The organism is Burkholderia sp. BCC1993, assembly GCF_905339865.1.
In the GTDB taxonomy this organism is placed as follows: Bacteria; Pseudomonadota; Gammaproteobacteria; order Burkholderiales; family Burkholderiaceae; genus Burkholderia.
On record NZ_CAJPGZ010000001.1, the window covers coordinates 569,921 to 585,610 of the forward strand.

Below are 15,690 nucleotides of genomic sequence, written 5' to 3' on the forward strand. Positions count from 1 at the left end.
AAATCGCGTTTCCATATAGGGGGGAGGGGTATATGCAGGAAAAACCTGACGAATGAGGCTCGCCTCGCAGGCCGCCCGGCCGACCTCCACGTCATCGCAGCCGTCGCCAAAGTTTACTTGTAGAACTCATAACGCATGAGTAGCATTCACCACATGGATTCACTCACGACATGGTCGCTCCTGGTGCTGACCCTTCCCACGCAGAACGCGACGGCTCGCATGCGGTTCTGGCGCGCGCTCAAGGCGAAAGGCTGCGCGGTGCTGCGCGACGGCGTCTACCTGCTGCCCCACTCGGAAGCGCATGAACGGATACTGCGCGAACTCGCGGACGCGATTGCCGACAGCGGCGGCAGCGCTCATCTGTTGCGCGCGCCGAGTCTCGATGCGTCGCAGGAGCGGGAATTCCGCGCGCTCTTCGATCGCGGGGAGGATGACGCCGCCTTTATCCAGGCCCTTGCGGACGCCCGCAAGACCCTCGCCGGACAGTCGGCCACGGAACTGACGCGCTTGCTGCGCCGCGTGCGCAAGGATTTCGACGCCATCCGTGCGATCGACTATTTCCCGGGCGACTCGGCCACCCGCGCCGAAGTCGCGCTGCAGGATTTCGTCGCCCTGGTCGACACCGTGCTGTCGCCGGGTGAACCGCACGCCGCGGACCGCGCGATCCGCCCGCTGGCGATCGGCGAATTTCAGGGCCGTACCTGGGCGACGCGGCAGCGGATGTGGGTCGATCGCGTCGCCAGTGCCTGGCTGATCCGCCGCTTCATCGACGCACGCGCCCGCTTCATCTGGCTCGCATCGCCGGCGGATTGCCCGGCTGGCGCGCTGGGCTTCGATTTCGACGGCGCGACGTTTACGCATGTCGGCGAGCGCGTGACGTTCGAGGTGCTGCTGGCGAGTTTCGGGCTCGACAACGACCCTGCGCTCATGCGGCTCGGCGAAATCGTGCACGCGCTCGACGTGGGCGGCCCCGCGGCGCCCGAAGCGATCGGCTTCGAAGCCGTGATGGCCGGCACGCGCCAGCGTACGGAGAACGACGACCGGTTGCTCGAGCAGATGGGCGCCGTGCTCGACGCCCTGTACGCGCATTTCTCGTCGACCGCGAAGAACGACACCGGAGCCAGGTCATGACCACCGCCATCGCCACGACCGAACCGACCTACTCGCTCCGCGAGCTGGTCGCCTACATGCTGCGTCTCGGCACGTTCGGCTTCGGCGGGCCGGTCGCGCTCGCAGGCTACATGCGTCGCGACCTGGTCGAACGTCGCGGCTGGATCACGGAAGCCGACTACAAGGAAGGGCTCACGCTGGCCCAGCTCGCACCGGGGCCGATGGCGGCCCAGCTCGCGATCTATCTGGGCTTCGTGCACTACCGCCTGCTCGGTGCGACGCTCGTCGGCTTCGCGTTCGTGCTGCCGTCGTTCCTGATGGTGGTTGCGCTCGGCTTCGCGTACTCACATTTCGGCGGGCTGTCCTGGATGCAGGCCGTCTTCTACGGCGTCGGCGCCGCGGTGGTCGGCATCATCGCGATGAGCGCCTACAAGCTCACGACGAAAACCGTCGGCCACGACAAGCTGCTCTGGGCGATCTTCGTGACGCTTGCCGCCGTGACCTTCATCACGGAATCGGAAATCGCGTGGCTGTTCGTGGTCGCGGGCCTGGTCGGCTGGCTGTGGCGTGCCCCGCCCAAGTGGCTGCACCGGGGCGGTCTGAACGCGGTTGCCGCCGCCAACCTGCCGGCAGCCAGCGGGATATTGAGCGGCATCGACCTGCCGCAGCTCGTTCAGATCGGCGCGTTCTTCATGAAGGCCGGCGCATTCGTGTTCGGCTCTGGGCTGGCGATCGTGCCGTTCCTCTACGGCGGCGTCGTCACCGAACATCACTGGCTGAACGACAAGCAGTTCGTGGATGCCGTGGCGGTCGCGATGATCACGCCCGGCCCCGTCGTGATCACGGTCGGCTTCATCGGGTATCTCGTGGCCGGCTTTCCCGGCGCGTGCGTCGCGGCGCTCGGCACGTTCCTGCCTTGCTACCTGTTCACCGTCATTCCCGCGCCGTACGTGAAGAAGTACGGGCACCGTCCGGGCGTCAAGGCGTTCGTGGACGGCATCACCGCCGCAGCCGTCGGGGCGATCACCGGCTCCGTCCTCGTCATCGCGAAACGCTCGATCGTCGACCTGCCGACCGCGCTGCTCGCGGTCGCGACCGTGCTGCTGCTGTGGCGTTTCAAGAAGTTGCAGGAGCCGGTCGTCGTCACGGCTGCCGCGCTCATCGGGCTCGTGGCCTACCCGCTGCTCCATCATTGAGCCGCACTGCGGGCGACGGCCGTGACGCATCGGACGACATTCGTCCGCCATACAGGAGGCGTGCCGTGAAATGGATTACGCGCGAACGGCCGAAGGTCGACCGCATCGCATGCCCGTGGCTGATTGCGCGGTTCATCGACGATGCGCCGGAGTTTCTCTACGTTCCGGGTCCGGACGTCCTGCGACTGGCGGACGAAACGGGCGCGGTGCCCTACGACGTGCCGGGCGTCGAGCTTGGCCACCACGGTGAACGCTGCAGCTTCGATGCGTTTCTCGACCGCTACCGGCTCGACGCCCCGGCGCTGCTCAAGCTCGCCGCGATCGTGCGCGGTGCCGATACCGGACGGCTCGATCTCGCGCCGGAATCGGCCGGGCTGTACGCGATCTCGATCGGCCTTTCCGGACACTTCGCCGACGATCACGAGCAACTGCGGCACGGCATGGTGATGTACGACGCGCTCTACGCGTGGTGCCGGCGTGATGCACGTCCCTAGCAGCCGCTGCGCGTCGACGCTCGCCAGCCGGATGCTGCCGACGGGCGCGGACAAGGCCGCATGGCTCATCCTCGCCAGCCGCGGCATGCGCGGTTTCTGCGATGGATTCATTGCCGTGCTGCTGCCCGCGTATCTGCTGTCGCTCGGGCTGTCGCAACTGGATGTCGGCCTGATCGGCACCACGACGTTGACGGGTTCCGCCATCGCGACGATCGCGGTCGGCATGCTCGCGAGCCGCTTCACGCAGCGCCGCATGCTGACGCTCGCCGCGGCACTGATGGCAGCGACGGGCATCGGCTTCGCGAGCGTCTCCACGTTGTGGCCGCTGTTCGTCATCGCCTTTGCCGGCACGCTCAATCCGAGCTCCGGCGACGTCAGCCTGTTTCTGCCGCTCGAACAGTCGCGCCTGGCGCAAGCCGCCGACGGCGACGCTCGCACGGCGCTGTTCGCCCGCTACAGCCTCGTCGGGGCCGTATCGGCAGCGGTCGGATCCCTCGCGGCAGGCCTGCCGATCTCGGTTGCGTCACATACCGGAATCTCAACGCTGGGCGCGATGCGCGGCATGTTTCTGGTCTATGCGGCCACAGGTGTCGTCGTCTGCATGCTGTATCGGCGGCTGCCGCGCCAGGCAGTTCGCGCGGCACAGGCAGCGCCCCCGCTCGGCCCGTCACGCCCGATCGTCGTGCGGCTGGCGATGCTGTTCAGCGTCGACGCGTTCGCGGGCGGTCTCGTCGTCAACTCGCTGCTGTCGCTGTGGTTGATGCAGCGCTTCGGACTCTCGATCGCCGCCGCCGGCCAGTTCTTCTTCTGGGCGGGCCTGCTCTCGGCCGGCTCGCAGCTCGCGGCCGCGCCGCTGTCGCGCAGGATCGGCCTGCTGAACACGATGGTGTTCACGCATATTCCGTCGAGCGTCTGCCTGATCGGCGCCGCGCTCGCGCCGTCGTTGCCGCTGACGTTGACGCTGTTGCTGATGCGAAGCGCGCTGTCGCAAATGGATGTCCCGACCCGAACCGCCTACGTGATGGCGGTCGTCACGCCGGCGGAGCGACCGGCAGCGGCCAGCTTTACATCCGTCCCGCGCAGCCTCGCGGCCGCTGTCGCGCCGACCTTGGCCGGCGGCCTGTTCGGCCTCGGCTGGCTCGGTGCGCCGCTGGTCGCATGCGGCGCGCTGAAGATCGCGTACGACCTTTCGCTGCTCGCAGCGTTTCGCCACGTCGAACCGGACGACGGCCGGGCACGGTAATCGCGGCCACGGTCGAACAGCAAACGAGCGGGGAACCATGCAAAGCGATGCCGCCGCCGCGCCGTACACATCGGGCGGCAGCCGTCGCGGGAGGCAATCATGAAGAATTCCGGACGCTGGCGCTACGGCCTGCCCCTGCTCGTCGCGCTATGCGGCGTGCTCGGTACGTCGGGCCTGTCGACTCACCAGGTTTTCGCTGCGGGCGAAGAAGGCACCTCGACCGGCACCCTGCCGCTGAAGCATGTCGCGGACATCGCGTTGCCGGGCCGCGCGACACGACTCGACTACGCGAGCCTGGACCCGAGCCGCAACCTGCTGTTTATCGCTCACCTCGGCGACGGGGAAGTGATCGCTTTCGATACGCATGCATCGCGCGTGACCGCCCGGATCGCGGACGTATCGTCGGTACACGGCGTGCTTGCCGTGCCGGCGCTGTCGCGCATCTACGCGTCGGCTACCGGGTCCGACGAGATCGTCGCGATCGACGCCGCGACGCTGAAAATCGTCGCGCGCGTGCCGGGCGGGCATTATCCCGACGGCATGGCCTATGCGGCCGACGTGCACAAGCTGTACGTATCCGACGAATACGGAAAAACGGAGACGGTCATCGATGTCCGGAGCAACCGGCGTGTCGCGACGATCCCGCTCGATGGCGAAGCCGGCAACACGCAGTACGACCCGGTTTCCCGACACATCTTCGTGAACGTTCAGACGCGGCGCCAGCTCGTCGAAATCGATCCGGCGACGGACCGTGTCGTCGACCGTTTCGACTTGCCGGGTGCGAAAGGCAATCACGGATTGCTGATCGAGCCGCGCGCCGGCCTCGCCTTCATCGCGTGCGAGGACAACGACGCGCTCCTCGTCTTCGATATGCGCGCACGGCACGTCGTCCGCGCGTTCGACATCGGCGGCGGCCCGGATGTGCTGGCGTTCGATTCGGCGTCGGACGTGCTCTATGTTGCGGGTGAAGCCGGCATCGTTTCGATGTTCAGCGTCCGGGGCCGGAACGTCGCCAAGATCGGTGAAGGCCGGCTCGGGCCGAATGCGCACGTCGTCGCTGTCGATCCGGGCACGCATCGCTCGTATTTTCCGCTGAAGGACGTCGGCGGCCGGCCGGTGCTGCGCGTGATGGAAGCCGCGAGCGTGGCAAAGCCGGCCGGCACGGTGCCGCCGGGTGCAGGAACGTAACGGGCGAGCATGATCGGCGGCATCCGTCGTCGCGCAGTATCTCGTCCCGTTCGATTTGACATGATCCCGCGGCCTGTCGGTTGTCGGCGCCGCCGCCGCGCGTCACGCCGAACCGATTCTCGCCAGCACGCCGCCCACGATCCGGTCGCAGCGTTCCCCGTCGAACGACAACACGTCGCGCTCGGCCAGGTCGATTGTTGCCCGCCGACGGGACGACGCATCGCCCCGCCGGCCGACGCTCGCCGGACGCATTCGCCCGGCTGCCTGTTACCGGTCGTACTCGAAGGACTCGGTGAAGAGCGTGTCGACCGGGTCGGACCAGCTCAAGTTCACGAACGAGAAGTCCGTGCTGCCCGTCCAGCCGGCCACCGACGGGAACGCGACGCCCTGGTCGCCCGGCACGTCGAGCGTGACCGCGGCGCCCGGCTGGACCGGCGACGCCGATGCCGAACCGCTGACGAACGTCGCCGCTGGCTGCCCGGCCGCGGTTGCGCGAATCTGCACGTTGCCGCGTTTGACGAACGGCAGCCCCGTTTTCGACGTCCAGCCCAGCGGGAAGGTCGCGCCGCCCGCGAACGTGCCGGCAGAGCCCGGCGTCAGCTTGTCGCGCGTGGACTGCGCCAGATCGTGCCACGCGTACTGGCGCAGTGCGTCGGGCGACGGCGACGGCGTGCGCAGCCGGACCGTGTAGTGCCGGGCCGGCGTCGACGTGTTGCCGTTCTGGTAGACGTCGATCGTATAGGCGCTGAACGGCTTGATGTCGGCCAGCTCGGCGCTGCTCAGTTGCGGCTTCGCCCATGCGCTATTGTTGCGCGGCGCGTCGCCGGGCCACGTGAACAGGCCCTGGTTGGCCGCGTCCTGCGCGACGCCGGCCAGACGGAAGTTGTTGCGGCACTGCGGATTCTTCGCCAGTGCGGCGAGCTGCGCCGGCGTCTGCCCGCTTGCGATCTGCGCGCGGATGTTCAGCGTGTCGCAGGTCCCGCTCGACGGCTGGAGAAACACGCCGTTGCGCAAGCCGGGGCCGTTGACGATCGCGAAGTCCACCGCGGTGCCGGCCGCGTCGACGGCACCCACCTGCAGGTTGAGCGAATCGACGAACGCGTTGGTCCCCGTCGACGGATTGGCCGGATTCAGCCAGTCCCACTTCTGTGCGTTCGCATTGACCTTGCTCAGTACCGCGCGCTGATTGCCGACCACGCGCCAGCCGGTGTCGCCGTTCGCGAGACTGCCCGCCTGCACCGCAAGCTGTACATGCTGCTGCATGCCGTCGCGAATCCCGTCGCTGCGCGTCCACGCGAGCTTGACCCACATCGTGTCGCTGGCAACGACGCGGATGACTTCCGGCAAGCTGAAACTCGCGTTGTTCATCGCATCGTCGGCCACGATGCCCGGCGTACCGCCGGCCGGCGCGCCGAACTCCTGGTCGACCGACATCCCGTTGTTGAGGTACGCGGCGGGCACGCCTGCATTCAGCGCGCCGGACGCGACGTCGTCGACGAAGATCCGGCCGCATGCCGATACGCTGCCGCCCGTGCGCGCAGCGCCGGTCGAACCGGCGAAGCATTGGTTGAGCGCGCCCTGCAATGCCGCCAGATCGCTGGCGCTCGGCAGGTTCGACACCACCGCGCCATTGATGGTCGCGGCGGCCGGCAGGCTGGCCTTGTCGCTCGCCTGCGGCGCGATGCCGGGCGCGAGCTGAAGCTGCACCGGCGTATCGCTGGACGCGCCCGCCACCGAGCTGATCTGGACGCCGCCGTCCGGCAGGACGTTGATCTTGATCTGGTCGAGCAGCCGGTCGAGACCCGGCGCGCCCGCCGTCAACGGGCCGGAAATCAGGTCGACGCCCGCATTGCCGGTGGCGGCCAGCAGGTCGGCCAGCGCCGACGAATAGGCCTGCACCGTGCTGGCGACGGCCTGGGCCGTGACCTTGCTTTGCAGCAAACCGGTGTCGGCCAGCAGCTTGGTCGGGTTGTCGCCGACGATCGTGGCGGCGATCGCGTTCGTGATCGGCGTGATGTTGATCGTCTGCGTGCCGGCCGTGGCGCTGAGCGCGATCAGCGTGGCCTGCGAATCGGCGACGTTGCCGTATGCGGACAACGCGAAAGGCGCGCTCAGGCCGGTCACCGTGCAATGAAACGCGCCGGTCGACGCATCGGCCGGGCAGTCGACCGCTTTGCCGGTCGCATCGACCAGTTTCACGGTGGCGGCCTGCATCGCGGCGCCGGCGGCCGCGACCCCGCTGACCGTCTGCGCGGCGGGCGGTGCGGGTGGCGAGGAGGAATCGCTGCCACCACCACAAGCCGACAGGACAAGCACTGCAATACCGGATACGACAGGTGTGAGTTTCATTGCGTTTCCCCCGAGCCCCTTCTGGTTGATGCGTGTCACATACATTGCTCGTGCACGCTGAATGGCGAGGATTCTCGCAAAGACGATTTTCGCGATCATCATTCAGGTGGATGAAAATCGGGAAATAACAGGGCACGAAATGCAAATAACCTGTGTTAGCCTGAAAAAAATTCGGTATTCGAAGCAATATCGTCAGACAAAATCAGAATACGAAGATCGCGAAGCGACGGGGTGAGCACATGCAACGAGACCAACTCATCGGGGACCTCTATGAGGCCGCGCTGCATCCGGACGGTTTTCTCGAAGTTTTTCACCGGGTATCCGAATCGCTCGGCGCAGACGTATTTCACATGTTCAGTTGGGACGCCGCGCGCAATGCCCCGAAATTCTCGATCTATTCGCCGCGCGCGGAATTCGACGAGATCATCGCCCTCTACGATCAGTATTACGGCGCGCTCGATCCGCGCCGCGGCTTCGTCGAGAACGCACCGCTCGGCGAATTCGTTTGTTGTCAGGATCACCTGACCGAGCGCGACGTCGAACGCAGCGAGTTCTTCCAGGACTATCAGATTCCATCGGGATTTCGCTACCTGATGGGGATTCGCTTCGCGCGCCCCGGCAGCGACAACATTCTGCTCGGGTTACTGCGCGCGCACGGCCGCACCCCCTATTCTTCAGAAGAACGCGCGACCCTGACCGGTATGGCCGGGCATCTGCAGCGCTCGATCAACCTGTGGCAAGACGCGAGAGTGCTGCATCGCGACGCCACGCTCGGCGCCGAACTGATGGAGGAGCTGGGCCTCTCCGTCTTTGCGCTGGACCGGCACGCGCGCGTCCTGTTCGTCAACCAGGCGGCCGAGTCGATGCTGCGCGCCACCACCTGCCTCAAGCTCGAGAACGGGCACCTGAGCGCGACGAGCGCGCCCCAGAACGAGGCGCTCAAGGCGGCGTTGGCGCGCGTCGCGAAGACCCGCAAGAGCGAGAGCCTTGCCCTTTCCGGCACGTTGGCCGCGGCGCACGAGATTTTTCTCGGCATCGCGGCATTGTCCGGACAGGCGCTCCATGCCACTTTCGGCGATGCGACGATACTGATCACGGTCAGGCGACGCAGCGCCGCCCCGCTCGTCGTCGCACAACAGCTGCGGCAATCGTTCGGCTTGTCGAGCGCCGAAGCCGCGGTCGCCGAAGCGTTGATCAGCGGCAAGACGCCTGACGAATGTGCAGCGAGCGCCGGCGTGTCGCTTGCGACGGTTCGCACCCAGTTGCGTGCGATCTATGAAAAGACACATTCGCGGAATCAGGCTGAAGCGGTTGGACGGATGCTATGGGTCCTCCCGCAACACCAGCGCATGAATTGATATTTCGAAAACGGCGAGCGGGGCAGCGGTCAAAACGCTTCGGCATTTTTTTAAGACGGGTGCGCTTTGCCGGTCTCGAAAAAAGCGTTCGTTACGAAAATTCCCGGAAAGGCCGTCTTTGGAAGATTCCGATCTCCGCCAGTGCGTCTCGTGCAGAAAGCGGCGAGAGACGGCGCATCAGCTGTGGCGCTTGTCGGTGGAGAACATGCGCGTTCCTTGAACAGGATCTTGGCTGAACCCGATGAGAATTCGTCGGAACTCGGTGGTGCTGCTCGATCATTGGCGGCTATACGATGGACGCGATACTTCCTCGTCCCATGCAGTTTGCATGGTTCGTTAGCCCCGGCAAGTTTCACGGCCATTGTCGGGGCCTTTTTTGATTTCAGTTCCTGTCCCATGCGATCGCCGATGCGGCCATGCCGCCCTCCGATCGGCTGTCGCGGAGCGCGCCGGCGAGACGGCTGGCGCACGACTGGATCGGCCCGCATCCAGCGTACGCTCTGCCGCGCCTCCGCCCTTGCTCCGGCCCGCCACACCAATCGACACGCAATGGAGGCACGAAAAATGGCGAGCTATTCAATCGGAGGGGATATTCCCTTCCCAACATAGCAGGCAATCGCCTCCAGCATGCCGAGGTCGAGGTCTTGCACGCGGTCGACACCGAAATAGGTCAGCCACTTGTGCGAAAGCTCCGTCTGCGTTGTCGTGTGCCCGGTGGCGGCAAGGGCATACAGGTTTTCCAGTGCTGAACGCTGATCCATGTCTTCTCCGTGTATGCCGATGGTCGGAACGTTGCCGGCAGCTATCGGTATCAGGACGCCGTCAGACGGCTTCCAGGGCGAGGGCGATGCCCTGACCGCCGCCAATGCACAAAGTCACGATGCCGCGTTTCACGCCATCACGGCGCATTGAATGCGCAAGACGGGCCGTCAAGACAGCACCGGTCGCACCGATGGCATGACCGTGCGCGATCGCTCCGCCTTCGACATTCACCCTCTCCTCGTCGATGCCGAGCTCCCGAATGACAGCAATCGGCACGGCGGCAAAAGCCTCGTTGATCTCGAAACGCTCCACGTCGTTCAACGACCATCCGGCGCGCGCGAGCGCCATCTTTACTGCCGGCACGGGCCCGAGTCCGAACATGCCTGGCTCGACCGCACCCACGCCGTAGGAAACGAGCGTTGCGATCGGCTCGATTCCACGTGCCTCGGCATACTGTCGCTCCGCCACGACCATCGCCGCCGCACCGCTGTTCAATCCCGGCGCATTGCCGGCAGTGATGGTGCCGTCGGACCGGAACGCGGGTTTCAATTTGGCAAGCGACTCGATCGTCGTGTCCGGTCGCACCTGCTCGTCACGCTCGAATCTGACGGGTTGTTTCCGCCCTTCGATATCGACCGCGACAAGCTCGGCGTCGAACGCTCCGCGCCCTTGAGCCTGCGCGAAGCGCTTCTGCGAACGTTCTGCCCAACGGTCCTGCTGCTCGCGCGTCATTCCCATCCTCGCAACGAGATCTTCCGTATGCCATCCGGAATGCCGGTTGGAAAACGCGTCGACGAGGCCGTCCGCGAGCATGCTGTCGACGATCTCGGCATTCCCCATGCGATGACCCCATCGACCGCTTTCCAGCAGATACGGGGCACGGTCCATGTTTTCCATGCCACCCGCCACCGCGACCTCACCGAATCCAAGCCAGATTTCCTGGGCCGCACTCACGATGGCCTGAGCACCCGAGCCGCACACGCGATTCACCGTCAGCGCAGGCACGTCCACCGGAATGCCGCCCCCGACGGCTGCCTGACGCGCGGGATTCATCTTGTTGCCGGCCTGAATGACGTTGCCCATCACGACCGAAGCCAACGCTGCCGGATCGACCTTGCTGCGGCGTACCGCTTCGCGCACTGCGATTGCGCCCAGAGCCGTCGCGGCAACGTCCTTCAACGCACCGCCAAACGCCCCGATGGGCGTTCTTACAGGACTGCAGATCACTACCTGTCGAGCAACCATTTTCAACACTCCATTCAAAGTTCAGTTCCGCGTGAACGGACGCCACCGCACCGGCGCGACCTGCCTGCCGAAGAGGATGCGACTACGCATGACGTGCCGGCAACCACCTCGCGACCTACGCGCCGCCTGCGTGCGGGGCGACCACCGCAGGGATCGCGTCAGATCGACACCATTTCGAAATCTTCCTTGCCGACGCCGCACTCCGGACACTTCCATTTCGCCGGAATGTCTTCCCAGCGCGTACCCGGCGCAATGCCGTCGTCCGGCGCACCGTTTTCTTCCGAGTAAATCCAGCCGCACACCAGACACATCAATGTGCGCATCTCCATTGCTGTCGTGCTCATCTTGCCAACTCTCCAAAATTCGACATCTGTCGCGTCACAAATTCGCGCACCTGCTCGCGTACCCTCGCATCCGACAGGATCCGCCCATGCCCCGTGCCCGGCGCCGGCCATAGGGTCGCGTCGGGCAGCCCTGCCACGACCCGCTGTGCCTCGCAGTACGGCACCACGGGATCGGCCGGGTCGTGCACGACCAGCACCGGGACATCGAGCGACGCGCCGCGCGCGAGAATGTCCCAGTGGCTGACCGGCACGCCGTTGCGGAGCTGCAGCTCCGCATAGATGCGCTCGACCACCGGACGCGGGAACGCCATGTCGCGGCTCGCCCAGCGCTCCAGCACCTCGGTCAGCGCGCCCGTCGGCGCGATCAGCACGATGCAGCGCAACGACGCCCGGCGCGAGCGCTCCGCCAGCGCCGAGATCGCCGCGATCGACCCGAGCGAATGCGCGATCACCACTTGCGCGCCTTCGATCGCATCCAGCACCGCGCCCGTCGCCCGGGTGAACTGCGTCATCGTCGTGTGCTTGCCCGGCGAGCGGCCGTGCGCCGGTGCGTCGAATGTCGCCACCGAGAAGCCCAGCGCCTGCATCGGCTTCACGAAGCCCAGCATGCTGCTGCTGTCGGTGCCCCAGCCGTGCACGAGCAGCGCCCGCGACGCGCCGCCCTCCCAGTAATACGCGCGGTCGAGGTCCGCATTGCCCTCGATCGGCGTCACCTTCGCGCCGAGCGGTACACGATCGCTGACGGGCAGCCCGTAGCCGCGCGTGAAGCCGAACGCGTCTGCCGCGCGCCGCCCCGCGGCGCGCGGCGCGAAGGTGTTCAGCAACCGGAACGCGCGACGGCCGAGCCGCACGCTCAACGATGGCGCCTTCGCCGTCCGCCGTGTGATCGGCGAGACTTCGGTGTCCTTCACGGTCGCCATCACCGGCCCTCCGTCGCCGCGCGTGCGCCGACGGGCACTGCCTCCCGGGACAGGCTGCGGTAGTAGCCTGACTCGGTGTCGTAGAAGTGGCAGTGACGGATCACGTGCCACAGATCGCCGAACGTGAAGTCCTTTTCGCGGATCATCCCCGGAAACGCTTCCTTGAGCGCCGCCTGCGCCTTCGGCAGGTTGTAGAACGGCACGATCGGCGCGACGTGGTGCGCCGTGTGCACCGAAATGTTGTGAGTCATGAAGTGCAGCCACTTCGGATACCGGTAGTCGGTCGTCACCAGCAGGCGACTCGCGTTCGGCGTCCAGTGCTGCGAGGGCAGGAACGGGATGTCGTCCGACGTGTGGTGCATCAGCGTCGTGGCGCTGAACCACGCATGAATCATGAGCCACGGCGCGACGAAGTACAGGAACAGCCCCGTGATGCCGGTGAAGTAGATCAGCGCCGGGAAATAGAGCGCCGACACGATCAGCACGAAGCCGATCGAGCGCTTCACGTCGCGCCGCATCTCGCGCTTCGGATAGAAGCCGGGACGGAAGCCCGATTCCTTCCAGTAGCTCACCGTGCCCACCCAGAACAGCCACTTGCGGGTACCGGCGTACTCGAGGCGCTTGAACAGCGACATGCGATCGTAAAGCGGCGCGGGAATCGGCCGCCAGTCGGTGTCGAGCTCGAGGTTGTTGGTGTTCGCGTGGTGCAGGTTGTGCGTGTGACGCCAGGCGTGGAACGGATACAGCAGCGGCAGAAGCGACAGGTGCCCGATCACCAGGTTGAACCGCCGGGAGCGGGAGAACGAGTTGTGCCCGCAATCATGCGCGATGCAATGCAAACCCCAGCCGCCCAGACCTGCGACCAGCCACAACGGAATGTAGAGCAGCCAGTGCGGCGCATACGCGATGCCGACGATCGCCCCGATGTACGCCGCATAGCTCACCACGAAGCCGAGAACGCCGCGCCACGCACGCGGCTCGTACAGCGACTTCGGGATCGCGTCGGTCAGGCGCACGCCCTCGAGCGCCTTGGACTTCTGCAGGAATTCGTCGAAACGCGCGGGCGGCGCGCTCGGAACGGTGTAAGTTTTCGCCATGTCGATCTCCCGCTTATGCAGCCTGCAGACCGAGTTCGGTCGAGAGGTGGTGCGCCAACTCGTTGATGCTGTTGTATTCGAACAGCAGCGCCGGGGACAGCCGCTGCTCGACGACCTTCTCCAGATCGCCCGACACCTGCACCGCGACGATCGAATCGAGGCCGTACTCGTCGAAGCGCTTGGCGGGATCGATGGCCGCCCGGTCTACCTTCAACTGCTTGGCGAGCCGGTCGACCAGCCAGCTGCGGATCGACGCTTCCGTCAGCGGGCCGACGTCGGCGGCCACCGCTTTCTTGCGGCCAAACAGGCCGCCCAGGAATCCAGCTTCAGACATGATGAATGATCCTTCTATACAAGGGTGTTGAACGAAATCACGACGGCAACTTTCAATACGGTTTCTTGGCGAGCTTGCGGATCGCCTCCGGCCCCGGCAAGCGCAGGTCCCAGACGACGCCCACCTTGCCGAGCGTCCAGAGCACCCACGCGCTGAGATCCGGCTCGTACCACTTCACCGAGTGGCGATACGACGCGGGGAACGCGTGGTGGTTGTTCTGCAGGCCTTCGCCGAACGTGAGCACGGCGACCGTCCAGTTGTTCGCGCTGTTGTCGTCGGTCTTGAACGGCCGTCCGCCGAACATGTGGCAAATCGAACCCACGCACCAGGCGGCCTGATTGGCCAGGAATATTCGCGCGAAGCCGCCGAACAGCAGGCCGTTCCACGCGCCGTGCCAGGAGCCGCTGACGGCGCCACCGATCGCGGCAGGCAGCACGAGGCCGAGCACGATCCACCAGGCGTAGGTGCGGTGATAGAAAAACAGGCGGCGATCGCGCAACACGTCCGGGGCAAAGAACGTCCAGCCCGATACGTCCGGGGCCAGCATCCACGGCATGTGCGCGTACCAGAGGCCGCGCAACTTCGCGAACAGGCCCGCGCCGGCCTGGTTCGGCGAATGCGGATCGCCTTTCTGGTCGCTGTACAGGTGATGACGGCGATGCGTCGTCACCCAGAACATGATCGGTCCTTGCGCAGCCATCGAACCGCAGATCAGCAGCAGCCCCTCGAACCACTTCGATGTCCGGAACGTCTTGTGCGCAAGATACCGATGGAAACCCATCGTGATCCCGCCCATGTGCAGAAAATAGAACACCACGAACAGCACGAGATCGGTGATGGCGAAGTCACCCAGTGCGAGTTGACGCACCGCCAGCGCGAACCCGGCAAGCGGCACCAGCATCACGGCCAGGGCGGTGTAGCGTTTGACGCGCGCACCACTGCCCTTTAGCGGCGAAACGCCGGGGATCTGCCCGTCGGCGGCCGACAGCCCGCCCGCGGCAGTCACGCCGGGTGCAACCTGAATCGATGAATTCATAGGATTCTCCAAACGCTAATAAGGATTACGGCGAGATTGAGGGAGCCGCCGCGCCGCGCTTCGGGGCATAGCGCACCTCCGTGACGAGACCCAGCGCGTCGAGCAGGCGGATGATCCAGGCGGAGGGATCGAGCTGCCAGAACGCGTGATCGTTGTTGGCGAAGGCCGGCTGCGCGTGATGGTTGTTGTGCCATGCGCCGCCCACCGAAACGATTGCAAGCAGGCCCAGATTGCGGCTGTGGTCGCGCGTCGCGTGCGGGCGGGTGCCGATGGTGTGGCACAGCGAATTGACGGCCCAGGTCGACTGATCGAGCAGGAAGATCCGCGCGAGTCCGCCCCACAGGAAGCCGCCGGCGGCCCCGAGCCAGGCCTGCCCGGCGGGTGCGAGCAACGCGCCCGCGAGCGCGGGAATCGCGAGGCCGAGCAGCACCCACCACCCGTAGCGCAGATTGAGATTGACGATCAGGCGGTCGCGCAGCAGGTCTGCGGCATACGCGCTCCAGTTCTCGCGGCGCACCGTGAACAGCCAGCCCACGTGGCCGTGCCAAAGTCCCGCGAACCGGCTCAGCTTGCCGTGCCGGTTCGCGCGCGGGCGCGGCGAATGCGGATCGCCGTCCTGATCGGTGAACGCGTGATGCATCCGATGGGTGGCCGCCCAGAACAGGATCGGCCCCTGGGCGGCCATGCTGCCGAGTACGCCGAGCATCACGGTGACGGCCGGTCGCCCCTTGAACGAGCGGTGCGAGAAATACCGGTGCATGCCGGTTTCGACGCCGATCGCGGTCGAGAAATACATGACCGCCAGCAGCACGAAGTCGGTTGCGCGTACCCCGTATATCCACGTGTAGGCAATCGCCAGTGCGAAACCGAGCGCGGGTATGCCCACGGTCAGATAAGCGAGCCGGCGTGCGCGCACGTCGGTGTCGGCTTCCGCCGCAGAAGCGGCCGCCGGTGTTCGCGAAGACAAAGAATCCGCTTCAGCCATGACTGACTCCGAAGAAAGACAGCGACAAT

At 65.9% G+C, this 15,690-nt stretch carries 15 protein-coding genes; 6 read left to right on the plus strand and 9 right to left on the minus strand.

Annotation, left to right across the window (positions count from 1 at the left end):
- Positions 1–153: 153 nt before the first annotated feature.
- The 5 genes from U4Y91_RS02630 (at position 154) to U4Y91_RS02650 (ending at position 5,231) form a co-directional block, all read left to right on the plus strand.
- Positions 154–1,131 (plus strand): chromate resistance protein ChrB domain-containing protein, encoded by a 978-nt coding sequence (locus U4Y91_RS02630; RefSeq protein WP_321803083.1) that lies wholly within the window; start codon positions 154–156, stop codon positions 1,129–1,131.
- Complete coding sequence (locus U4Y91_RS02635; RefSeq protein WP_321803085.1) at positions 1,128–2,306, plus strand: chromate transporter; 1,179 nt, start codon at positions 1,128–1,130, stop codon at positions 2,304–2,306. The genes U4Y91_RS02630 and U4Y91_RS02635 overlap by 4 nt, the downstream gene beginning before the upstream one ends.
- Positions 2,307–2,371: 65 nt before the next feature.
- A complete protein-coding gene (locus U4Y91_RS02640) occupies positions 2,372–2,800 on the plus strand; it encodes a chromate resistance protein ChrB domain-containing protein (RefSeq protein WP_044847518.1) in 429 nt (142 codons plus the stop codon).
- On the plus strand, positions 2,787–4,043 hold the full coding sequence (locus U4Y91_RS02645) for an MFS transporter (RefSeq protein WP_321803087.1): 1,257 nt from the start codon (positions 2,787–2,789) through the stop codon (positions 4,041–4,043). The genes U4Y91_RS02640 and U4Y91_RS02645 overlap by 14 nt, the downstream gene beginning before the upstream one ends.
- Before the next feature lie 99 nt (positions 4,044–4,142).
- Positions 4,143–5,231 (plus strand): YncE family protein, encoded by a 1,089-nt coding sequence (locus U4Y91_RS02650; RefSeq protein ID WP_321803089.1) that lies wholly within the window; start codon positions 4,143–4,145, stop codon positions 5,229–5,231.
- Positions 5,232–5,498: 267 nt separating this feature from the next.
- Here the strand turns inward: U4Y91_RS02650 and U4Y91_RS02660 are convergent, their stop codons facing one another.
- A complete protein-coding gene (locus U4Y91_RS02660) occupies positions 5,499–7,580 on the minus strand; it encodes a hypothetical protein (RefSeq protein WP_321803090.1) in 2,082 nt (693 codons plus the stop codon).
- 239 nt (positions 7,581–7,819) lie between these two features.
- Here U4Y91_RS02660 and U4Y91_RS02665 point away from each other — a divergent pair, with 239 nt between their 5' ends.
- Entirely contained in the window at positions 7,820–8,938 is a 1,119-nt protein-coding gene (locus tag U4Y91_RS02665) for a helix-turn-helix transcriptional regulator (RefSeq protein WP_321803091.1), read from the plus strand.
- A 572-nt stretch (positions 8,939–9,510) separates the two neighbouring features.
- Here the strand turns inward: U4Y91_RS02665 and U4Y91_RS02670 are convergent.
- The 8 genes from U4Y91_RS02670 to U4Y91_RS02705 all read right to left on the minus strand — a co-directional run bounded on the left by U4Y91_RS02670 (position 9,511) and on the right by U4Y91_RS02705 (position 15,643).
- Complete coding sequence (locus tag U4Y91_RS02670) at positions 9,511–9,699, minus strand: hypothetical protein (protein WP_321803093.1); 189 nt, start codon at positions 9,697–9,699, stop codon at positions 9,511–9,513.
- Between the two features lie 61 nt (positions 9,700–9,760).
- Complete coding sequence (locus U4Y91_RS02675; protein ID WP_321803095.1) at positions 9,761–10,945, minus strand: acetyl-CoA C-acyltransferase; 1,185 nt, start codon at positions 10,943–10,945, stop codon at positions 9,761–9,763.
- A gap of 158 nt (positions 10,946–11,103) precedes the next feature.
- Positions 11,104–11,274 carry a rubredoxin gene (locus U4Y91_RS02680; protein WP_321803167.1) on the minus strand — a complete coding sequence of 57 codons (171 nt, stop codon included), beginning with the start codon at positions 11,272–11,274 and terminating at the stop codon, positions 11,104–11,106.
- An 11-nt stretch (positions 11,275–11,285) separates the two neighbouring features.
- On the minus strand, positions 11,286–12,209 hold the full coding sequence (locus U4Y91_RS02685) for an alpha/beta fold hydrolase (RefSeq protein ID WP_321803096.1): 924 nt from the start codon (positions 12,207–12,209) through the stop codon (positions 11,286–11,288).
- Complete coding sequence (locus tag U4Y91_RS02690) at positions 12,209–13,306, minus strand: fatty acid desaturase (protein ID WP_321803097.1); 1,098 nt, start codon at positions 13,304–13,306, stop codon at positions 12,209–12,211. Before U4Y91_RS02690 ends, U4Y91_RS02685 begins: the two co-directional genes overlap by 1 nt.
- Before the next feature lie 13 nt (positions 13,307–13,319).
- Positions 13,320–13,640, minus strand: coding sequence for an acyl carrier protein (locus U4Y91_RS02695; RefSeq protein WP_124668494.1), 321 nt, complete (start codon positions 13,638–13,640; stop codon positions 13,320–13,322).
- Positions 13,641–13,692: 52 nt separating this feature from the next.
- Positions 13,693–14,676, minus strand: coding sequence for an acyl-CoA desaturase (locus tag U4Y91_RS02700; RefSeq protein ID WP_321803099.1), 984 nt, complete (start codon positions 14,674–14,676; stop codon positions 13,693–13,695).
- Positions 14,677–14,701: 25 nt separating this feature from the next.
- Entirely contained in the window at positions 14,702–15,643 is a 942-nt protein-coding gene (locus U4Y91_RS02705) for an acyl-CoA desaturase (RefSeq protein WP_321803100.1), read from the minus strand.
- Positions 15,644–15,690: the final 47 nt, after the last annotated feature.